The sequence below is a fragment of the Salinivibrio kushneri genome, from assembly GCF_027286325.1.
In the GTDB taxonomy this organism is placed as follows: Bacteria; Pseudomonadota; Gammaproteobacteria; order Enterobacterales; family Vibrionaceae; genus Salinivibrio; species Salinivibrio kushneri_A.
On the sequence record NZ_CP114589.1, the window covers coordinates 323,303 to 343,918 of the forward strand.

The window sequence follows — 20,616 nt, forward strand, 5'->3', positions numbered from 1 at the left end:
TTACCACGCCGGCGCGTGGGAACGAGTGGTGTATCGGCTAGGGTATGCATTCCCACATGAAAGCGTAGAACGAGTAAACACACTTCTACTGTTCTTGCTCTAGTTCCGCTAAGGCTTGCTCGGCCATTTGCCATGGTAAACGTCTGCCGTTGGCCTGCATCTGCCTATAAGCATCTCGCGCTTTTTCGATATTGATTTGTTGATGAACCACCAGCTGGACCACCAACCAGATAGTGCCTTTGACAATGGCAGCCTCTTTTTCTGCTGCGACTCTGAGCGCCATATCGCCGGTTAGTAACGGACATTGCTCTTGTTTGGCCAACGCAAGCGCGAAACAATCGTTTCTGCTAGCTTTGGTATAGGTTCCTGTTAACTGCATGGCATACATCATTGATTCTGAGGAAACCTCTTTTAGCGCTAACCCTAAGCCGGGTAAGTGAGCATGCTCCTCTTCGAGCTCTTCATAAAATAGGATATCTGGCGTTGCAAAGTTGTAGGGCAGCTGAAACATTGCTTCTAATAAACCGCCTTCTTCCATGTCAATAAGAATATTGGCATCGCTAATTAGAAGTTGCTGCACCTTACCCATCCTGAGCGACCTGCTTGTTAACGGTCATCTCCAACTTACGCTCTTTATGAAAGCTGGATAGTGACATTCCTAGAAGTTCAGCAGCTTTAGATTCTCCAATATATTCTTCACCCAAAGCGCGATAAACCAACTGCTTATGTAGGTAAGTGGTTTCTTGTGGATAGGCGTTACCTGGCTCTAGCGTTCGCCAGCCATTTTTACTGAACAGCATAAACAACTTCTTCTGAGTCGCTGGCGTAATAATGCCGCATTGATGCGCTCGAAACAGTGCCGCCAGCATACTGATACCATATTCGTGCTTTAACATGAGCAATTCGCGCGGCTCAATATGACGGCGTTTTTCACCCAGATGCTCGATAAGCGTCTGAGCAGGTAAAAGGAATGCACCTGCAAAAGCATTGCACACCTTCTCTTCATCAATCCCTTCAGCTAAACGTCCCTGCACCACTAAGTGCCCTAGCTCATGTGCTAAGGTGAAACGCTGACGGTCTCCACTCTGGGCAGTAGAAATAACAACGACGGGGGTGTTGCCAATCTTCCCCGCTAAACCATCAAACTTTTTATCCGTTTCAACACCAGTGGTAATGATCATCACCCCTTTGGCTTCGAGGGTATCAATCATATCTTGAATAGGGTTTAGGCCAAGCTCCCAGGCATGACGCATTTGAATCGCTAACGTTTCGGCTTGCTCTAAACAAGTAACTTGCTCTGGAAGCGCTTCTGGTAAAGCAAAATCAGGAATGGGTTTTACCGAATCGGGATAACACGCTAATAGCTCTTGCCAACGTTCAGCTTGGTCTAGTACGTCACCATTGATTCGGTCCAGCGTTTTTTTTGGCGTACTTGCACGCTTGCGGTACTCAACACCTTCTAACTTCACCTTCGTTGGGCGAAAGAAATACTCTGTACGAACATCAAGTGCTTTTGCCAACTTCAGCAGGTTCGAAGATGAAGGCATTGTCGTGCCATGCTCGTACTTTTTAATAGCGTTAGCGGACAGGCCAACCTCATTGGCTAATGCACTCATTGAAAGCCCGGCCGCCTTACGAGCTCGTTCTAGGCGTTCTGCAAACATGGCATCCTCTCAAGCAATGAGCTGGTTTATAAAAATGATTTCTTTGTATTTATCATAAACCTTATCACCGTAATTTTCTATCTGATTGGCAGTTCCGAGTTCTCAACTTTACTCATCCTTCTCCCAGTATCAGGATATTTGACGCTAAATGCGAAGAACCGCTTTCGTGCCCGCAGACTGATGGACAAGCTTGATTGAGTGAGTTGTCAGAGCTCCACTGTGATCTCATGCTTGTTCGCTCCCACGCCGGCGCGTGGGAACGAGCTATTAATCCGCTAACTGCGAAAACTTGATGATCTCGTGAGATTGCTCAAGCGTTTGTGCGAGGTGTTGGATATGGGCGGGGGTGATTTCGCAGCAGCCGCCGACGACGAGGGCACCGTCGGCAATCCATTGTTGTACGCGTTCGGTGTGCACTAGCGGTGAAAGATCTTCGCGCGCTTGCAGGGCATCGGCTTTGCTGCCTTTGGCCATGTCTTCTACCGATTTAAACGCGTTGGCATAGCCGCCCACAATGTCGGCTTGGGTCGCCATCTTTGGCATCGCCGTGGTAAGCACTTCTGGGTCGCAGCAATTGAGCATCACTGCTGTCGGCGCATATTCAGTGACCGCGTGCATGGCCTGCTCTAGAGACTCGCCAGAGCGGAGTGCGCCATTAGGCTCTAACCGAAACGCAACCCCAAACGGTTTGCCTTGCTCACGGGCGGCAGCGCACGCTGCACGCGCTTCTAGGGTGTTGGTCATGGTTTCAATTAAAAACACATCCACGTGAGGTTGCAGACGCGCAATGTGGCAGAACTCCGCTTTCATATCGTCAAAGCTGCGTTGCGGCTGCCCGAGATAGCTGCCCACCAGCGGCGGCAAACAGCCGGCAATATCGACATCGGCGCCTGTCTCATCCACCGCTTGCTGCAGTGCCTCAAACGCTTTTTGGTAAATCGTGTCTATTTTATCGCTCAGGCCGGCTTTGGCCAGGCGCGTGGGGGTCGCTGGGTAGGTATTCAGGGTATGCGTTTTCGCGCCAGCACGAATAAAGTCTTTGTGCACGTCTTTGACAATATTGGCATGTTTTAACATCACCGCGACCGACCAAAGCTTCGAGCTCACATCCGGCCCACGTTGATATATTTCCTGTCCTAGGCCGCCATCGAGTAACGCAATCGATGTCATGGTAACTTCAGCCTCCTTCGGCCATTTATCCTTGGTTTAGCTTGAGGTTACCATGTGCTCATCGATTTAACACCCCGTTGTTAAGCCACCTCTTCACTGCCCTCAATCGCGAGGTGCTCAAGCTTATCTATCACCGTCATGCTGGCATTTTCCATCTCTTTTAATGCGGTGACCATTTGCTCGGGTTGCTGTGCATGAAAGGCTGCCACGGCAGCCTTCGCGTGGGTATGCACTTGTTCATGAGGCGCAGCGATGGCTTTAAAGTTTTGTAACTGGGCGAAGTACTGTCGTCCCTCGCCGCGATCGTACCACTGACCTAAACGGCACTGGGTATGGTCGGTCACTTCGTTGGCGCTCATGTTATCTTCGCCGAGCACCACGCGATAAATCGCAAATTTAAAGCTAATATGGTCGAGTTTCGCCAGTTCACAAAAGGCACGCAATGCCGAGGCTTTAATGGTGGTTCGACTGTGCTGCGCCTGCTCACTTTGCGTGGCCATCGCATCCGCAACCTGCTGACCTTGCTCACTATATTCGATCGCTTCACTGGCAAGCTGATCAGTGAGTGTGCAAGCGTGTCCACTCCCAGCACGAATTTTCTCCACCAATTGAGTAATATCTTGCGTGGCACTGGCTGTGCGTTCCGCCAAACTACGCACTTCATCGGCGACTACCGCAAACCCTCGACCTTGCTCACCGGCGCGTGCCGCTTCAATCGCTGCGTTTAATGCCAAGAGGTTGGTTTGATCGGCGACATCGCGAATTAAATTCACAATACCGCTCACCTCTTGAGCGTGCTGATCGAGCGAACGAATCGCTTCTGACGATTGCTGACATTGCGCGGATAAGGACTGCACGTGGCGAGCAAGATCATTGACTTGCTCGGCACATGACGCCGCCTGATGGCTCACGTCTGTTACCCGTTCTTTTTCGCCGTTAATGGTTTCCGCCAAGGTGGCCAGTGAGGATTGCGTCGCATTGATAGAATCACCGAAGTGGCATAAGTTGGCATCAATCGCTTTCCCCGTTTGTCGTTTTTTCTCTACGCTATCTAGCTCTTCCTGTAATGCAGTTTTCTCTGCATTCAGTGCGTCGATGGTATGGGAAATCTGCTCAATTTTTTGCTGCAGAACGACTTGTTTTTGCTGCTCTTGTTCAAGTTGACGACGAGATATAAACACGCTGACTCCTAATTAAGTCATTAAGCTTTTGATAATATTTTAACGATTAATATTGACGATGTATGGTGAGCCGAGCGAAATGTGATCCATTTTGCGCCAATCGTTTGATTTACACTGTAAACCGATAATAATTCCCGCCATACTGGCTTTTCTGCAGAAAATGAGCGAAACACTATGACCTTTTGGTTGCTTTTTAAACGTTGGATTATCAGCCACTTCGCCCACCTAAACGGGCGTATTTTGGGGTTGGTGGTTCTCGGTTACGGCGTGATTGGCTGGCTGCTGCTGCATTGGGCGGGAGAAACCGAGATGACCCAGTCACTCGGCCGCTATGTCTATTACTTGATGGTCACAGCGTCCACCGTCGGCTATGGCGATTATTCGCCGGCGACAGAAGCAGGACAGTGGATTACCGCCTTTTGGATTATTCCTGGCGGGCTAGGGCTATTTGCCATCGTGATTGGGCATGTAACCAGTGCGTTGGTCGATTATTGGCGACGTGGATTACAAGGAAAACGGAGTCTTACAGTGAAAAATCATATTCTGGTGTTGGGGTGGAATGGTCAACGCACTATCCAGCTCATTCGCCTACTACAAAGCGGTGTGCATGGCGATCGCCCGATTGTGCTTTGCGTGCGTCCCGAAATGGAAAACCCGCTCCCCGGCGAGGTGGAATTTGTGCGCGTCACCAGCTTTACCGATGCCGAGGGCATTGCCCGTGCGGGGATTGAGAGTGCTTCGAGCATTATTATCGATAACCCAGAAGACGATATTACCCTGTCAGCGGCCTTGTTTTGCGCGCATAAAAACCCGTCAGCGCATCTGCTCGCCTACTTTCAAGACGACGCGCTGAGCCAAATATTAAAACAGCACTACCCACACGCCGAGTGTGTGCCGTCTGTTTCCGTGGAAATGCTGGCGAAAGCCGCTGTTGATCCGGGCTCCAGCCAATTACATCACGAACTATTAAGCACCGCACAAGGGATGACACAGTATTGCGCGCGTTACCCCACCGATGCGAGCGCCACGGACGTCGGCACCTTATTCAATCAACTAAAGCATGAATACGATGCAACGTTAATTGGTCTCGACAAAGGTGAGGGCATTACCCTTAACCCCAATCTTGAAACAGACGTCGCCCCCGGTGATCGCGTCTTCTATATTGCTGCCGAGCGTTTACCGCACTGGTCGGCGGCGTGATTCGGATACCATTTATCACACGCGACACATGCTGTTAGCCTTCCCCGAGCAGTCCGCCGCTTCTCTTTAGGAGCGGCGGACTGGCTTTACGTGCCCTATTCGTGAAAAAACGAGCTATTCAACCGAGGCTTCTTGTCCATCGTGATGACGCGCTTCGACTGGGTAGGCGTAAAAATGATGCACAGGCCCCGCGCCTCTTCCCACCGTTAACTGCTGGCAGTGCGCCAAGGCTTCAGTGAGATAATGTTTCGCCGCGCGCCCCGCTTCAATGGGCGTCATTCCCTGCGCGTAGTAAGAGGCCATCGCCGCAGACAGTGAACAGCCTGTGCCGTGCGTATTAACGGTTTCAACCCGACGGGCGCTCAAGGTTTGGCAAGTATCTCGGCTAATCCACACATCCACGCTTTCAGGGGCGCGATGTAAATGGCCGCCTTTGAGCATCACATAAGGACAGCCTAGCCGACGTAGGGCGGGGACTAACGCATGCATTTGCTCAATGGAGGTGGGGACAGGCTGACCGGTTAATCGCGCCGCCTCAGGCAAGTTGGGGGTGAGCACGGTTGCGCGTGGGATCAGCGCTTCAATCAGCGCTGTCATGGCGTGGTCATCCAACAAAGGATCGCCGCTGGTGGCCACCATCACGGGATCTAAAATCACCGGCAAGTGAGGCGATCGCGCCAGCACCGCGGCCACTTCGCGAATAACCGCTTGGTTGGCGAGCATACCAATTTTCACCGCACGTACCGGCATATCGTACAAGACGGCCTCTAACTGGGCGCGCACAAAACCAGGTTCAACCGCCGAGACGGCCTCAACGCCACAGGTGTTTTGCGCGGTCAACGCGGTGATCACCGAGCACGCATAACCGCCGGTGGCTGAAATCGCTTTAATATCGGCTTGAATGCCGGCACCGCCACCGCTGTCTGAGCCGGCGATGGTAAGAATAACAGGTGGAGATAGGTTCATAATGGCCCCTTAATCATCAGGGGCGGAAGGAGACAAAGCGGGCCAGAATGCGCCACTTCGTGTGCTGAACGTGTCAGTTCCCTCCGCCAGTGCTAACTGGATCAGGTTCTACGGGTCCTGCTTTCGCAGTCTCAGCAATCACTTGCTCCCCGACTAACTGTGTTCAGGATATTAACCCCACGGGCAAAGCGCAAGCGTATTATTCGCCGCTGGAGCCTTCTACGAGGTTGAAGTAGGATAAGTAGTACGTAAGTAAGATACGCGCTTGAAAAATGCTTAAAAAGGAGTCCCTATGAAGCTATCGTTATTGCTTGTGATCACCACCTTATTTGTTGCCGGCTGTTCAAACACCTGGGACGGGGTAAAAGAAGACTCGTCAAAAGTGTGGGAGGACACCAAAGAAACCGTTCATGAAGCCACCGAGTAATTCTGAGTCATGGCCTCGGTGCCGGCCAAACCTAGTGCACCGAGGCGTCATTTAATGCGCGGTAGGAGAGAAAGCAGGCTCCATCACGCACCTACCTTGCGATAAAATGTGCTCAAAGTCGGTCACGGTAAGCGGCTTAGCATATAAAAAACCCTGAACTTGGTCGCAGCCAATCGTCTGTAGCACCTGCTGCTGACTGACTTCTTCCACCCCTTCGGCGACCACACCATGACCAAACCCATGCGCCAACTCAATCACGCTACCCACCAAGTGCTTATCACTGGCATTGGTGGCCAAATCCCGAATGAAGCTGCGGTCGAGTTTAACCCAATCAACGGGTAACTGTTTAAGGTAACTCAACGAGCTATAACCGGTGCCAAAGTCATCCAGTGCGATATGCATACCAGCATCCCGCAGTTGTTGTAGCTCACTCAATGCCACCGATATTTGCTGGATCAAAGCCGATTCAGTAACTTCCAATTGAATAATGGTCGGCGGGGTCTTTGTCGCATGGCAGCGAGCCAGCACACTTTGCGCAAAACCATGACGGAGCTGCTGGGCAGACACATTCACCGACAAATGAAAGCACTCGTCAATCAGGGCGCGCGCCCGCCATTGCGCCACTGCCTCCAGTGCCATCATTAACACTTTATCGCCAAGTTGCATCATATCGGCACTGCGCTCAGCGATGGGAATAAATTCGGCGGGGCTTATCGCCCCGAGCGTTGGGTGTTGCCAACGCAGTAATGCTTCAGCCCCCACCAGCTGCCCACTATCAAGCCGCCACTTAGGTTGATACACCAAGGATAAATGATTGCTTTGCAAGGCAGGACCGAGCTCAGTACAAATCAAGTGTTCACGCTGGGCTTTACTGTCGAGTTGAGGTTGATATTCAGCGACAGGCTGATCATTGGTGGGAATGGCTAAAATCGCTTGGCGAAACAGGTGGGCAACATCCTCTTTTTCAGAATAGGCGCGGCTGATCCCAATGTGGCAATGTAAGAACATTAACCGCCCTTCTAACGTGTGGTGCCCACTGATCAATCGGTGAATTCTCGCCGCTTTTTGCGCGGCATCCTCACCCTCGCCCTCTATCAGCATCACCAGTCTCGAACTGTCCCACACCCCTATTCGATGTGGTCGAGCGACCGTACTGTTCGCCAGCAGCTCAGCAATGTGCTTATACAGGGCCTCTGTCATTAAGTGTCCTTGGTGCTGGGTCACCGCCTCCATCCCATCAAGCGCAATCATGAGTACGGTGACGGATCCTCGCATTAATTGTCGTTCCGCCGCATCCAACAAAGCGCGGCGATTGGGGAGACCTGTTAAAGAATGGGTGAGAGAGAGGGCGCGCAAGGCGGCGGTTTGTTTATTCACCAACATTTGCAAACGCGCGGCCTGATCTCGCTGTTTTAACGTTTTGAGCTGTAACTGCAGCAGATTATGAATACGCTGAAGCACTTCGTCATAGTCAAAAGGCTTGCTGATGTAATCAATTGCCCCACGGCACAAAGCTTGGTTACGCAAGTTCAAATCGTTATCCGCTGTCAGCACCATAACAGGGGGACAATGCTCACCGAGGGCATGGTTAAGATCGTCCAGCACCATGAGTCCTGATCGCTGCGGCATACGCATATCGAGTAAGATAAGGTCCGGCACTGGGGAAAGGTGATCGGTGACCAAACTCGGATCCGTTAAGCCAATCAAATGCTGGTATCCTGCTTGATTGAGCATCGCAGAGAGCAAGTCAATGTTTTCCCGCCGATCGTCAATGATCAAAATAGTCGCTTGTAATGGTGACTCTATCATTCCCTGTCCTCCAGTAACGATTGGATAGCCGTAGCAAGATCGGATGACGATACGGGATGCTGGAGCCGCTTAAACGGTGAGGTCGTAAGTGGGCGGTGATGCTTGTTTTGTTCCGTTTCAAGCATAATCACGGGTCTCCCCTCAATGAATTGCAACCCATGCTCCAGGAGCGTTGCAGCATCATCGCCATTGATGATCAAAAGCGACGGCGCCAATGTGTGTGCCATTGCGTCTGCCAGTGAGACATCATGCGCACAATGTAATGTCAGCAAAGGCCAATCCTCAAAGCAATCAGCCATTAGTCGTTGCTGATGGTTGTCTCGGTCGATATACAACACACGGTGAGCCTGCTTTAAGCATAAATTTGCCTGCGGTGACGCCTTTGCCTCTGAGCCGGCGGATGACAACGCCGGCCGATAAGGGAAAGTGATTGAGAAACAACTCCCCTTGCCCACTTGGCTTGAAACCTCAATACAACCTTGCATCTTTACCACCAATTGATGCGTCACGGCCAAACCAACTCCCGCGCCTTCAATCAATGAATCTTCTGCCATCAAACGATTAAAAGGCTCAAACAAGCCGGCCAGCTGCTCAGATGCAATGCCTATACCGGTATCATTGACGGAGAGCGTGAGGTTGCCATTGGCCTCGCATGCGTCAACCCAGACCCTTCCTTGAGGGTGGTTATATTTGACCGCGTTGCTAAGCAAATTGATCAATACTTGCTTAAACCGGGTCGGATCCACATAAAGATCCCCTTCCAGCCCTTGTGGTAAATTGTTTTGCAGGCTCACCTTTTGTCGTTCGGCAAGCGGCGCTAGCGTATGAATGGCATCATTGACCAGTGCCGTTGCTGGGTACCAGGTCGCGTTGATGGTGGTCTTTCCTGCCTCAATTTTTGCCAGATCCAAGACATCATTGATCAGGGTAAGCAAATGACGACCACTTTGGTGGATTTGTTCAACATACTGGTGCTGACTGCCTGAGAGGGTTGGCTCGGGCGATTTAAGCAATAACTGCGCATACCCCAAAACACTGTTCAACGGCGTGCGTAGCTCGTGGCTCATCGCCGATAAGAAATCACTTTTTGCTTGATTGGCGCGCTCAGCCTCTTGCATGGCCTGTAAAAGTGGGGTGGCATCATAAGCCACAGTGACAATGGCGTAAGGCTCGCCGGCAAGGTGATGAATCAGGGTTTTCGCCAGCTTAAAGGTGCGACCATCGCGAAGTGTCACATCAATGTGGACGGGCTCACCGTCGACAGTTAATTGGTGATCAAGGGCGTTGAGGGTGTCACGCATGCCATCGGGAAGCGCTCGACCAAACGCCTCAGCCAGTTGGCTTACATGATCAACACCCACTGCTTGTAAACAAGCGCGGTTTGCCAACGCATACTGACCACCTAATTCTCTGACAAACACTGGATTGCCGATCGCATCAATGATGGTTTTCAGCCTATTTCTCTCGTGCTGAACAGTGGCTTGGGCATGGGTTAATGCGCTTAGGTCAGACATAATGCCGATAAACTCACGCCGCTCATCGGCCCAGACCTCGCTCACTGCTAAGTGGACGGGCACTAAATACCCCTCACGATGCCTTGCCATAACGCGCCGACCAGTACCAATGACATTCGGTTCGCCGGTAGTCAGGTACTTTTTTAAATACTGGCCGTGTTTGCCTTGATGCTCAGGGGGCATTAAACACTCAACATCCTGACCAACTAACTGATGTTGCGCGTAGCCAAGCAAGGTGTGAGTGAAAGGGTTGGCATCAAGAATAATTCCTTGATCATCAATCACTAAAATGGCTGCCGCAGCACTCTCCACCAGTGCTTTATAATGAGCCTGTGAGCCGCGTTCACACCGACCGTCCATGGTTGATTGCTCGTTCATTTTTCCCGCCTCTAACAAAAAACGCCCCATTAATGGGGCGTCTTACTACGGATCTAACGAGGTGATATCGTGATCACTTTTTGTAGTTTTTGACCAAAGCGTCCACCTTTTTCAGGAACTGCTCTTTTAGGTTTTCGTGCTCATAGTCGAGATCATAGGTATTGTGAAACCCCACGCGTAACTGTACCCCATTACCCGCTAAATAAATGGTATAGCCGTCATAATCTGAGAAAGCGTCAATGCCATCTAGGCGGTGCCCATCTTCAATTTCTTCACCATACTCTGTCACTATCTCAAAGGCGCGCAGTAGGTGGGTAGGATTGAGTTCGTTTTTCACGCTTCCCTCCTGGCTGTTTTAGCGAAATTGTGCCCCACCTCCCGGCCGTGGTCCACGACCATAAAGTGGGCCGGCCAATACCGGCGGCGTGGTCAATACATGCCCTGACACCTCAAGCCGGCTTGGCTTAGAAATAATATTGGGCAAGGTAGCCAATGTATCAAGGGTGATATCTGGCCCCGTTTTTTGAATCGCCGTACCATAATTATAGCCATAATCTACACACACGACAGGAGAGCCCGCCGCCCTTGCCGCATGCACATCATTCACTGCATCGCCAACCACCAGCAATTCTGATGGTGGAACCGCTAAAATCGCTGCTGACTCAAAAATGCTATCGGGATCTGGCTTTCCGGCCGCGATCGCGTCCGTTCCTAAAATGCGGGTAAAAAAGTGGCTGACCCCAAGCGCTCTCAATAGACTGTTCGCATGTGCCGTTTGCATGTCCGTGGTACATATCAAGGGGAACTGACGCTGGGAGAGACCTTCAAGGCAAGCAAGCACCCCTGGATAGAGTCGAGTTTTTGGCGGTTTCTTGCCTAAATACGAGGACAAGAACAACGCACGGGCTTGATTCAGCACGGTGGTGGAAACGCGCCCATCAATGTGCCGGGTCAGCACCCGATGGATCAATAAATCGGCGCCATCACCAATCCAGTCTCGAATCGCACAGGGCTCTTCCTCCGGCAAATTAAACCCTCTGAGCATGCCGAGGACAGCGTCATAAAGATCATCAAAAGGGTCTGCGATCGTGCCGTCTAAGTCAAAGCATATCGCAGAGATATTCTCCAATTTTTTCATAGAACGCCTCCACAATCAGTGTGTTATCGCCAGAAAGGAAACGGAACGGTGGATCGGACTTGCTATCTAACGAGTCTTTGAAAGTTAGCAGAGAACGCTCACTCATCCTACCTAAACCTCAGGCAGAATGTATCGAATCATCGCGACAAAAATGCATAATTGACCGATTGCGTCCAAACTTCAGTGTCGAATCAAGCCCCTAACCTTAGAGTGATATATATCACACTTATATATGTTGTTGGTGACCGATACCGACCTTGACCCTGTATAAAAAACCCGTCATTTTTATGACGCGTCATGGGAAAGTGGAGTCTTGCCCTGTCATAAAAATGAAACCGTATTTAGTATGGATTGTCATCGAATCGCCCTACCCTGTCTCTCTCGATAGTGAGATTCGATGTTTTCTTTATGCGGTATTTTTCCTCACAGCCTCTATGGCGTTACCTGACGATTATAATGATTGCGCTGATCGCAGGTTGGTCAGTCTATACCTTGGAAAACCAGCGTCAGCAAAGCCGATTTGCTACCGACGTGGAAAAGCAGCGCCACGCACTCAGTAAAGCGTTTTCTCAGCTCTATGAGCTACAGCTATCGGCGCAGCTTTATCTGCAACAGGAAGGCGGCCCAACGCGTGATAAATTCCATGCCTTTATCGATAACCATACCCAGAAGCGCTCAGGGCTTGATAGCATCATGTGGCTACCGCGGGTCAACCGTGCTGAGTTAAAACAGTTTGCCGCGCAACAGGGGCATTACCACCCCTTTCCGCCACTTAATAACCACGCCTGCCAATGGGTGATGCGGAGCGATACCTTTCCCGCACTTTACTTGTCCCCGAAAGCTGCGAAAGAGGGATATTTAGGCTGGCGCGCGGATGCACAGTGCGAGAACACAGTGACCATGGAGCGCGCCTACTTCAAGCGCCAGCCCGTCGCGCGATTGATTCACGACGAGCAAGGCCATGGTGTGCGATGGTTCGCCGCAATCACAGGACGAGAGGGGCAGCTAGCGGGCTTTCTCGCCACCACACTTTATTTTGAGACCTTTCTACCATCGCTCTGGCAAGATGACACTCCCGCGCCCGATATGGGGCTAATCGCCCGTGAAGCCTTTGGCCACCAGCAAATGTTTGCCACCCACTCTTTATCGGCCTTGAGTAACTGGCGAAATACTTACTCGCCCGACATTACAGTTCCGATTGCCGGCAGCGAAGAAGGACTGGTAGTAAGGTTCACTCACCTGCGTGCCTTACACACTGGGCTGCTCTATGGTGTGCTGGTGGGGTTACTGGTGCTGTCATTGGGCTTGTCGGTTCTTGCCAGTTTTTGGTCCTACGCCAATCGACTCTCGTTAGCTCAACACTTAGTCAACAAACAGACCCGCCAACTCACCCATCAAGCACAGCACGATAGTCTGACGGGGCTGGCAAACCGAGCGGCGCTCGACCATGCTTTGGAGGGCGCAATTGAACAAGTCAGCGCCCAGTACAGCGAGCATTTCACCTTGCTGTTTATCGATCTAGATCGGTTTAAAGTGGTTAACGACTCTCTGGGTCATGTGACGGGCGATAAACTCCTTAAGCAGGTTGCCAAACGCCTGACAGAATCGGTCAGTGGCGAGCGTGTATTTCGCTTTGGGGGCGACGAATTCATCATTTTGCTTAAAGCCGATAGCTCACTGGCATTAGCACAAACCAAAGCCAAGCACCTGCTGCAAGCGCTTAGCACACCGTACAAGGTAGACGAGCATATGATTAACCTGTCCGCCAGCATTGGCATTGCATCGGTTAACAAGGCCAATGCCTCAGTGACGGATATTATTCAGCAGGCGGATATTGCCATGTATCACGCCAAGCAAACCCGTGAACGCCTCGCAATTTTCCAGCCAGCCATGCTTGCCAAAGTTCAGCAACGCTTTATTGTTGAACAAGATTTAAAGAAAGGGCTGGCTAATCAGCAGTTCCATCTCGTGTTTCAACCTATTTTTGATGGCGAACAAGAAACACTCAGCCATGCAGAGGCACTGCTCCGTTGGCAGCACCCGACGCTGGGGCGGATCTCGCCCGCAGAGTTCATCCCAATCGCAGAAGAAACCGGTTATATCATTGAACTTGGCGACTGGGTGCTCGAGCAAGTCGCCGACGTGCTAGATAACTGGCACACCCGATTCCCTGCCAATCAATGCCCTTCAATCACGGTGAATGTGTCCGCCAAGCAGTGTCAGTCAGCCACCTTCGCCGATGACGTGGCCTCACTGATCGCCAGACACCAGTTTGCGCCCCAATGTTTAGGGTTAGAAATGACCGAGACAGCCTTACTTGAACATTCAGAAACGGTGGGGAGTAACTTGCGTCAGCTTCACGCGCTGGGAATAAAACTGTACCTCGATGACTTTGGCACCGGGTATTCATCCCTCTCGCTGCTGCGCCAATACCCCTTTAGCGTGATAAAGATGGATCGCAGTTTTATTATGGATATCGATCAACCCAACGGCAAAGCGGCCCCCCTGTGTCGAGGAATGATTGCCATGGCACATGCCGTCGGTTTAACCGTGGTAGCAGAAGGCGTCGAGACCAAACAGCAGCTGTGCTGGCTGCGCCAACACCAATGTGACTACTTGCAAGGCTACGTGCTCTCTCGCCCGATTGAACGGACAGCACTTGAAGAGTGGTTATTGCCGCAATCACACCAGCGAATGGTCTTGGTGCATGGTTGAGGCGACAGCGGTCAGGGTATCGGCGGATGAGGGACCGTTTTGATGCACTGGCGCCGCTTGCTGCAACCACTCATCTCGCAATACCCCGTAGCGGAGTGAGTCATAGTATTCACCTTGATAATAACGGACGGCACGTAAGCGCCCTTCCTCGCGCATCCCTAGTGCTTTGGCACAGCGCATCATCCCCGGATTGCCTGACCAGGTTGTTAAGCCAATTCGGTTTACCTGATGACGAACAAAGAGTTGATCTATCCAATGTGTCAGTGCTTGTCGACCAACGCCTTTCCCCCAATAGACGGGTTCAAAAATGGTGATCCCCACTTCTAACCATCGGGTGTGTTTATCTTCCCAATACAAGGTGACATAGCCGACAGGCACATCGTCCACACAAATCACTTGCGCCGTATCACCTGCAATAAAACGTCGGAACAAGCCGAAGCGAAAAGACCAAAACGAAACAGGCTCTATCGGTGTGTAAGGCGCATCATACTGTTTCCAAGCACGAGAGTAATAAATATTGCGCCAAAAATAACGGGCTTCGTTTCGCCGTGCCGCTCTCAGACTAACGACTAAGCGTTTAGTTACATCCACATCCATGTCGGGTTACTGCTCTCTCTCTACCAGATGATGGGTGACGACGCTACCCCTTCACAACGACCTCGTGTCGGTGTGACCCACAAAGGTACCCAGTCTAACTCAATTAACCACCACATTGGCGACCTCCGTCAAAGAACCCGTTTTATTGAGTGTAGACGGTTACGCGTAAGACCGACGTCTTGATTGTTGTGAGATGGCCACGCCGAGCATAACAAATCCACCGCCCAATAAGTGATACTGAGTGAGTGTTTCCCCCAACACAACAACGGCGATAGCAGCTGTCATCACGGGAAGAAGGTTCATATACATCGCCGTTCGACTCGCCCCATTGAGCGCGATAGCGTGTAGCCAAACCGCTGGAGCAATCACCGAAGCACCCAAGGCGGCAAACCCCACCAATGGGTAAGCGTCCGCGGGGATCGTTGAACTAGGCGCCATCAACAAGACTGGCAGCAACATGATCACCGCAAACAAGGCTTGCACATACACTGAGACCCAGTTTGACAAGGCCATCGTCCAACGCTTAAGAAGAACGCAATACAGCGCATACGAGGACGCACACACGAGCATCAGCCCATCACCCACAGACGCGCCAGCGTGAAAGAGAGAAAGCGGTTTACCCAACGTCAACATATAGACTAATCCGCCGAAGGATAACATGGCCCCGATCACTGCCCGCGCGGTTAAAGGTTGCCCGAGTGTTGGCACACTGATCAACAAACTCAACATGGGCACCAACGACATAATCAGCGCCATATTGGTCGCCGTGGTAGTTTGCGCAGCAAAATAGGCAACGGATTGGTTAGTGACCATGCCTAACAACGCTAAAATAGCGAGACGTGACGCATAGCAACGCACCGCACGTCGTTGGCGCCATAACGTCGGCAAACAAAACGGCGTTAGTACTAAAATGGCAAAAAACCATCGATAAAACGCCATCGCGCCAGGTGCAATCACAGTCACCGACATCTTGTTGACAATCGTATTCACCGACCAAATGAGCACCGCCGCCAATGGCAAGAAAAATGGCATCATGGCCTCGCAAAGCCCAGTATAGCGTGGAAGAAAGTAGGCAGTTTACACTGTAAAGCGAAGAATAAAACCAATAGGTGACGTGGCCCCCGCCAAACAGGGAAACGCATCATCGTTGGCAAGGAAGAAAAAAGCGGGCAAAGCCCGCTTGGCAAGCGATTAGCCAAATGGTGCCATCAAGGCACCCAATAGGACAAAGGTATCGAGAGACAGTTTACGTCGCTGAGGCGTGGCGATGTCATTACCACGTCAACAACCTGCAAAATCGCTCACTACCCGCCCATTGCTATGTCATCCAAGGCCTTGAGAACTTGTCCATCGAGATGGCCCTCAAACACGCGCTGACAGACTTTACGTCTTACGGCTAGGCCAGATATCAGTTTTTCAATAGAAAGGTGTCTGTCATGCTGTTGTTGGTTATAAAACTCAATCGTACGGCTAAGTGTTTCGTAAGAGACAACTTGGTCACCCACGCGCAACCAATCCAGTTTTTCGAGATACCCCTGACACTCCTCGGTAATCACGGATGCGGGATGGCCTGTCATTGCCGATAACGCGGTGATACTGCGTTGCAACGCCTCCTCAGACGTATACTTTGAGAGCACAATGGTCAGTTCATCCGCATTAATCTCAACCAAGTGCTTACGTTGTTTCACGCGACGTCCTAAACGGCCACTGCTCTTCTCTTTGCGCTGAATAGGTTCAAACTCACCATCAATGATCCCGGAAAGCTGATCAAGGTCTTGGCTGGGAAGGATCTCATTTCTCAGTGGGTTGGGCATGGTGGGTGCCAGCGAGCGTTTGCCCTCGTTATACATTTTGGCACGAGAGTAGCGAATCACTTCATCCACGTTGCACTTTATATCCATTCGATAGTCAGGATACTTTTTCTCTTCATCTTCGCGCGTTAACGTTAAATGATACCCCCACAAGTTCACTGCAAAGACAGACTCTGTCACCTTCCCTTCTGCGAGCTTTCTGAGCTCCCGGGTCAAATCACTGGAAAAACGGCGCCATTCGATATTACGGGCCATTTTTTGGTTAAGCTCGCTCAGTAGCATGGTATCTTCGAGTCGGCGCGACATACGGCTTCTGAATAGCGAATAAAGTTGAAACACCAAGGTGTGTTGACGCAATATTTCTGGTGGGAATAAGAAGAAGTAATCACGCGTCATCAGTTCTTCAAAGAACGAAGGCTCCCATACCAAGATATAAAGGTTGGGCTTGATCCTGACCTCGCCGTCTTCACCCTCTTTGGGCGCTTCCTCTGAGGCGGTAATGGTTCTGGCTAAGAACCGAAATCGGTCACTTTTGAACCCTTCTGGCATATTTTCACTGAGCCAACGTCCGGTCAGCTCATGAAGCTGAAAGTCAGTAAACTCGATTCTATCGATACTTTCACGGATGGCGTCACGCGCTGGACCACTGTCTTTTTTGCCCCGTAGTTGCAAGATATCAGTGATATAGATAGGTGTTTTGTTGCCAATAGATTGGGTTTGTAGCTCGTAATTGGGCAAATGATGATCATGATACTGCACCGTGAGGGTGAACAGTGCGAACAGTGTCATCAGATCATCCACCGTCATGATCGACTTAGCCGATCGGGTTTCAATGATCGCTTTCGTACCGCTGATCGCCACCATTGATTTCTGATAGCCCTTTTTTGTTCGCGGTGGTGCGAGCGCTTGATCAATGATCCCAGCCCAGCTGGTCGGTGATACCAAAATCTGATCTTTTTCACCAGGCATCATAGGTGGTGTGCCCAGTCCGTGCTCACTAAGCAGTTGTCGATTGACTTGCGTTTGCGCTAACGCTTTCGAACGTTTTTGTTTTACTGCATCGCGGCTTTTTTCTGTCATTAAGCCTGCACTGCCGAGTGATGAAATCAATCGACTCGGGTTAACAAACTGATGCAGCATGGTTTTACCTGCTAGTCCTTCTTCAAACCGCACGGGTTGTTGAATGAATAGTCCTAACTGAACAGCAGCACGGAGTCGTTGTTGGATAGCTGCGCGTGTAAGTTGGCCGTCTGTCGCATCAACCAGTTCTGTGGTCGATACATACCCGTCTTGAGAGGCAAAACCGCGTACCGAAATTAAGTTCAGCAGCTCTAGAATACTTTTGGTGACCCCTTTAAAGTGCTCATACTGTGCGAGCCAATCAATCAATTGATCGTGTACGGCAAATAAGTGCCCGTCTTTGTGGGAACGAGGGGCTTTTATCAAGATTTTTTCGGGTTTACTGGCACTCATGTCAGCTTAAATCCTTTGTCACGGGCATACTCAACGCGCATTTTTTTTAATTGAGGTGACGGAAACCGTAAATCGATCACTCTTCCAGGGAAAGACTAATAAAAAAAGACCCAAAAAGAAAGATCTTTTTTATTGCGCTTTTTAACTGATCTTTATGATTATTCTGATCTAATTTGATGATCTGATCTTATGATCCGAGCGGCTGTGCTGATGTAAAACCATGATTTTTATGAAGTATAATTTTGCCTTCCTCGAAAGCATGATCATCAATGTCTTGGAGGCATGATCATCATAACTCTCCAACGATGATCAAGTTAGCCCTGCATCAATGATCAACATCTTACCGCATTGATGATCAGATAATAACTGAAACGATGATCAAGCGTGATACACATCTTATCCACAGTTATAAGATATCGCTGGTGATGACGTGATTGGATTTGATGGCTAATTCGGCTAATAAGGCGTAGGAACAATGATCAAGATAGCGCGTTTTTAGCCGATCCGATGAAAAAGCGCGCATGTTGCCAGTAAGGTTAGCGACTATTTCCCTCGAATCCATCAAATCGAGATGACATTAACAGTATAACCGTCACTCGGATGTATGTGTCCGGTTATTGGAACAATGATCATGTATGGGATCGTGCTGTTCGATCATCTTAATGTAAACCGTTGTTTAAGCCACTTGATACGGAGTTAATGACAGGATCCTTCTCGATCCCTTGTTACACCTGACGTTATCCGTAATTTGGCGGTTTGATAATATCGTTCCGAACAACAGCGCATGGTGGTAGACTTTATCGCCAGTCTTGATCATTGTTCCGCAAAATGCAGACACGAGTCGCGTGGATTTGCGGATGATTTAACCCATCATTCAGCTTGATCATGCTTCCTAAATAACGCTTTTACCTTCGAAAGCATGATCAAGTTATTCCGTCCTTTAAGGCTGTATACCTTGATCATCGTTACGGGAAAAATGATCAAAACGGTAGTAAGCGATCGGGTGACTGACAAATGGGTATGTTTTTCAAACCGACTTCCCCGCTTCAGGGATAAGACGCGATGAATTCGGTTCAAAGACCGGATACCGTAAATTAGCCATTCAAAGATAAGCTTCCGGTTATTCGACTTGTTTACATTGTAAATAAGTGACGCTGTGACATTTTAAATCTGCTGAACTTATCGCATGGTTTGTCGAGGTGAGTATAAGCGGATATTCGTTGGTATTTTCATCAATCATCCATAATAACAATTGTGAGCAGGATCTTTATTTGATTGGCTTTTGTTCACCTTTTTATTGTCTTAGATGGAATGTGCTGTACAATCGGCAATTATTTCTCGTTAAGGCGAAAAAGAATATGGATAGGGAAAAGACGATTGAAAACCTTCGCAATATCGCCGCGCAGACGAAACAGGTTCAGTCTGATCGGGTCGAGATTGTGATGGAAGAGCGCCACGACCAACTCTTTCCACCGATGTCAAAAGCATTAATGGAAACGCGTTCTGGGTTAACGCGGCGCAAGCTTGATGAAGCGATCTCTCGTATGGAGCAAGAGGGGCATCAGTTTACTAAAAATAATGCTAACCATTATTCAATAACACTCGATGAGGCGCACCAAATCATGGATGCGGCTAACGTACCGACTTTTCATGAGCGTAAAGGAAAAACCCATAAGCCTTGGGTGGTGAACATCCAAAACCAGAAAGGCGGAACAGGTAAATCCATGAGTGCGGTGCACTTAGCGGCATGTATGGCTCTCAATTTGGAAAAGCGCTATCGCATTTGTTTAATTGACTTGGATCCACAAGGCTCACTGCGGCTATTCCTCAATCCACAAATCAGTTTGACAGAGCAAGAGGGGATTTACTCAGCTGTTGACGTTATGTTGGATAATACGCCCCAGCCTGCAGACAAAGACTTCATGATGCGTAATGTCCTACTGCCGACACAGTATCCAAACTTAAAAACCATGGCGGCCTTCCCAGAGGATGCGATGTTTAATGCTGAAGCATGGCAAGCATTAGCGACTAGCCAATCTCTGAATGTGGTGGAGTTACTGCAAGAAAAGGTCATCGACCCAATCAGTGACGAGTTTGACATTATCATGATAGATACAGGCCCGCATATCGATCCGCTGGTGTGGAACGCGATGTATGCCTCGAACTCGTTAGTGATCCCTTGTGCGGCAAAACGCCTGGACTGGGCGTCGACAGTGAACTTTTTCCAGCACCTACCACAAGTCTATGAGATGTTCCCTGAAGACTGGCATGGGCTCGAGTTTGTTCGTTTGATGCCGACTATGTTTGAAGACGACAACAAAAAACAGATTTCGGTCTTAACTGAAATGAATTATCTTTTGGGTGAACAAGTAATGATGGCGACCATTCCAAGAAGTCGCGCCTTCGAGACATGTGCCGACACGTATAGCACAGTGTTTGATCTTACCTCACAAGACTTTGAGGGCGGTAAGAAGACGTTGTCGACAGCCCAAGATGCCGTCCATCGAGTCGGTTTAGAACTTGAGCGTGTGTTGCATAGCCACTGGTCTCAGCTCAATCAGGAGTAATCAAGA

16 protein-coding genes and 1 riboswitch are annotated in these 20,616 nt (G+C 50.0%); of the genes, 4 read left to right on the plus strand and 12 right to left on the minus strand.

What is annotated here, in order from left to right; genetic code table 11:
* Positions 1-85: 85 nt before the first annotated feature.
* From N8M53_RS14330 to N8M53_RS14345, 4 genes are all read right to left on the minus strand, one after another.
* On the minus strand, positions 86-580 hold the full coding sequence (locus N8M53_RS14330) for a PIN domain-containing protein (protein ID WP_269580520.1): 495 nt from the start codon (positions 578-580) through the stop codon (positions 86-88).
* Position 581: 1 nt separating this feature from the next.
* Positions 582-1,664, minus strand: coding sequence for a helix-turn-helix domain-containing protein (locus N8M53_RS14335; protein ID WP_269580521.1), 1,083 nt, complete (start codon positions 1,662-1,664; stop codon positions 582-584).
* A 267-nt stretch (positions 1,665-1,931) separates the two neighbouring features.
* Complete coding sequence (locus tag N8M53_RS14340) at positions 1,932-2,834, minus strand: homocysteine S-methyltransferase family protein (protein ID WP_269580522.1); 903 nt, start codon at positions 2,832-2,834, stop codon at positions 1,932-1,934.
* An 80-nt stretch (positions 2,835-2,914) separates the two neighbouring features.
* Positions 2,915-4,015, minus strand: coding sequence for a methyl-accepting chemotaxis protein (locus N8M53_RS14345; protein ID WP_269580523.1), 1,101 nt, complete (start codon positions 4,013-4,015; stop codon positions 2,915-2,917).
* Positions 4,016-4,189: 174 nt separating this feature from the next.
* Between N8M53_RS14345 and N8M53_RS14350 the strand changes: the two genes are divergently transcribed.
* Complete coding sequence (locus N8M53_RS14350; RefSeq protein WP_269580524.1) at positions 4,190-5,215, plus strand: potassium channel family protein; 1,026 nt, start codon at positions 4,190-4,192, stop codon at positions 5,213-5,215.
* 114 nt (positions 5,216-5,329) lie between these two features.
* On the opposite strand, the gene thiD is transcribed toward N8M53_RS14350, so the two are convergent.
* The gene (gene thiD, locus N8M53_RS14355) at positions 5,330-6,181 is read right to left on the minus strand and encodes a bifunctional hydroxymethylpyrimidine kinase/phosphomethylpyrimidine kinase (RefSeq protein WP_269580525.1); all 852 of its coding nucleotides are present in this window, start codon (positions 6,179-6,181) and stop codon (positions 5,330-5,332) included.
* Positions 6,182-6,242: 61 nt separating this feature from the next.
* Positions 6,243-6,343, minus strand: a riboswitch (TPP riboswitch).
* Positions 6,344-6,473: 130 nt separating this feature from the next.
* Here thiD and N8M53_RS14360 point away from each other — a divergent pair.
* Positions 6,474-6,608: an entericidin EcnAB gene (locus tag N8M53_RS14360; RefSeq protein WP_269580050.1), complete on the plus strand. Its 135-nt coding sequence runs from the start codon at positions 6,474-6,476 to the stop codon at positions 6,606-6,608.
* Between the two features lie 51 nt (positions 6,609-6,659).
* Here the strand turns inward: N8M53_RS14360 and N8M53_RS14365 are convergent, their stop codons facing one another.
* The 4 genes from N8M53_RS14365 to N8M53_RS14380 form a co-directional block, all read right to left on the minus strand.
* The gene (locus N8M53_RS14365; protein ID WP_269580051.1) at positions 6,660-8,417 is read right to left on the minus strand and encodes a putative bifunctional diguanylate cyclase/phosphodiesterase; all 1,758 of its coding nucleotides are present in this window, start codon (positions 8,415-8,417) and stop codon (positions 6,660-6,662) included.
* On the minus strand, positions 8,414-10,309 hold the full coding sequence (locus tag N8M53_RS14370) for a sensor histidine kinase (RefSeq protein ID WP_269580052.1): 1,896 nt from the start codon (positions 10,307-10,309) through the stop codon (positions 8,414-8,416). Before N8M53_RS14370 ends, N8M53_RS14365 begins: the two co-directional genes overlap by 4 nt.
* 73 nt (positions 10,310-10,382) lie before the next feature.
* Positions 10,383-10,646, minus strand: coding sequence for a DUF3081 domain-containing protein (locus N8M53_RS14375; protein ID WP_074214461.1), 264 nt, complete (start codon positions 10,644-10,646; stop codon positions 10,383-10,385).
* A gap of 18 nt (positions 10,647-10,664) precedes the next feature.
* Positions 10,665-11,447, minus strand: a complete 783-nt coding sequence (locus tag N8M53_RS14380) for an HAD-IA family hydrolase (protein ID WP_269580053.1) — start codon at positions 11,445-11,447, stop codon at positions 10,665-10,667.
* 456 nt (positions 11,448-11,903) lie between these two features.
* Between N8M53_RS14380 and N8M53_RS14385 the strand changes: the two genes are divergently transcribed.
* Complete coding sequence (locus N8M53_RS14385) at positions 11,904-14,162, plus strand: EAL domain-containing protein (RefSeq protein ID WP_269580054.1); 2,259 nt, start codon at positions 11,904-11,906, stop codon at positions 14,160-14,162.
* On the opposite strand, the gene N8M53_RS14390 is transcribed toward N8M53_RS14385, so the two are convergent.
* The 3 genes from N8M53_RS14390 to N8M53_RS14400 form a co-directional block, all read right to left on the minus strand.
* Positions 14,130-14,759, minus strand: coding sequence for a GNAT family N-acetyltransferase (locus N8M53_RS14390; protein ID WP_269580055.1), 630 nt, complete (start codon positions 14,757-14,759; stop codon positions 14,130-14,132). The genes N8M53_RS14385 and N8M53_RS14390 overlap by 33 nt on opposite strands.
* 159 nt (positions 14,760-14,918) lie before the next feature.
* A complete protein-coding gene (locus N8M53_RS14395; RefSeq protein WP_332301573.1) occupies positions 14,919-15,794 on the minus strand; it encodes a DMT family transporter in 876 nt (291 codons plus the stop codon).
* 269 nt (positions 15,795-16,063) lie between these two features.
* A complete protein-coding gene (locus N8M53_RS14400) occupies positions 16,064-18,043 on the minus strand; it encodes a replication initiator protein RctB domain-containing protein (protein ID WP_269580056.1) in 1,980 nt (659 codons plus the stop codon).
* Between the two features lie 1,358 nt (positions 18,044-19,401).
* On the opposite strand from N8M53_RS14400, the gene N8M53_RS14405 reads away from it, so the two are divergent.
* The gene (locus N8M53_RS14405) at positions 19,402-20,610 is read left to right on the plus strand and encodes a ParA family protein (protein ID WP_046076018.1); all 1,209 of its coding nucleotides are present in this window, start codon (positions 19,402-19,404) and stop codon (positions 20,608-20,610) included.
* Positions 20,611-20,616 lie beyond the last annotated feature (6 nt).

What these genes read in the sequence shown, in the direction of transcription:
- N8M53_RS14365 (WP_269580051.1), bottom strand. Translation starts at nt 8,417, where the DNA reads ATGATAGAGTCACCATTACAAGCGACTATTTTGATCATTGACGATCGG.
- N8M53_RS14335 (WP_269580521.1), bottom strand. Translation starts at nt 1,664, where the DNA reads ATGTTTGCAGAACGCCTAGAACGAGCTCGTAAGGCGGCCGGGCTTTCA.
- N8M53_RS14385 (WP_269580054.1), top strand. Translation starts at nt 11,904, where the DNA reads ATGATTGCGCTGATCGCAGGTTGGTCAGTCTATACCTTGGAAAACCAG.
- N8M53_RS14390 (WP_269580055.1), bottom strand. Translation starts at nt 14,759, where the DNA reads ATGGATGTGGATGTAACTAAACGCTTAGTCGTTAGTCTGAGAGCGGCA.
- thiD (WP_269580525.1), bottom strand. Translation starts at nt 6,181, where the DNA reads ATGAACCTATCTCCACCTGTTATTCTTACCATCGCCGGCTCAGACAGC.
- N8M53_RS14340 (WP_269580522.1), bottom strand. Translation starts at nt 2,834, where the DNA reads ATGACATCGATTGCGTTACTCGATGGCGGCCTAGGACAGGAAATATAT.
- N8M53_RS14360 (WP_269580050.1), top strand. Translation starts at nt 6,474, where the DNA reads ATGAAGCTATCGTTATTGCTTGTGATCACCACCTTATTTGTTGCCGGC.
- N8M53_RS14370 (WP_269580052.1), bottom strand. Translation starts at nt 10,309, where the DNA reads ATGAACGAGCAATCAACCATGGACGGTCGGTGTGAACGCGGCTCACAG.
- N8M53_RS14395 (WP_332301573.1), bottom strand. Translation starts at nt 15,794, where the DNA reads ATGATGCCATTTTTCTTGCCATTGGCGGCGGTGCTCATTTGGTCGGTG.
- N8M53_RS14405 (WP_046076018.1), top strand. Translation starts at nt 19,402, where the DNA reads ATGGATAGGGAAAAGACGATTGAAAACCTTCGCAATATCGCCGCGCAG.
- N8M53_RS14380 (WP_269580053.1), bottom strand. Translation starts at nt 11,447, where the DNA reads ATGAAAAAATTGGAGAATATCTCTGCGATATGCTTTGACTTAGACGGC.
- N8M53_RS14350 (WP_269580524.1), top strand. Translation starts at nt 4,190, where the DNA reads ATGACCTTTTGGTTGCTTTTTAAACGTTGGATTATCAGCCACTTCGCC.
- N8M53_RS14400 (WP_269580056.1), bottom strand. Translation starts at nt 18,043, where the DNA reads ATGAGTGCCAGTAAACCCGAAAAAATCTTGATAAAAGCCCCTCGTTCC.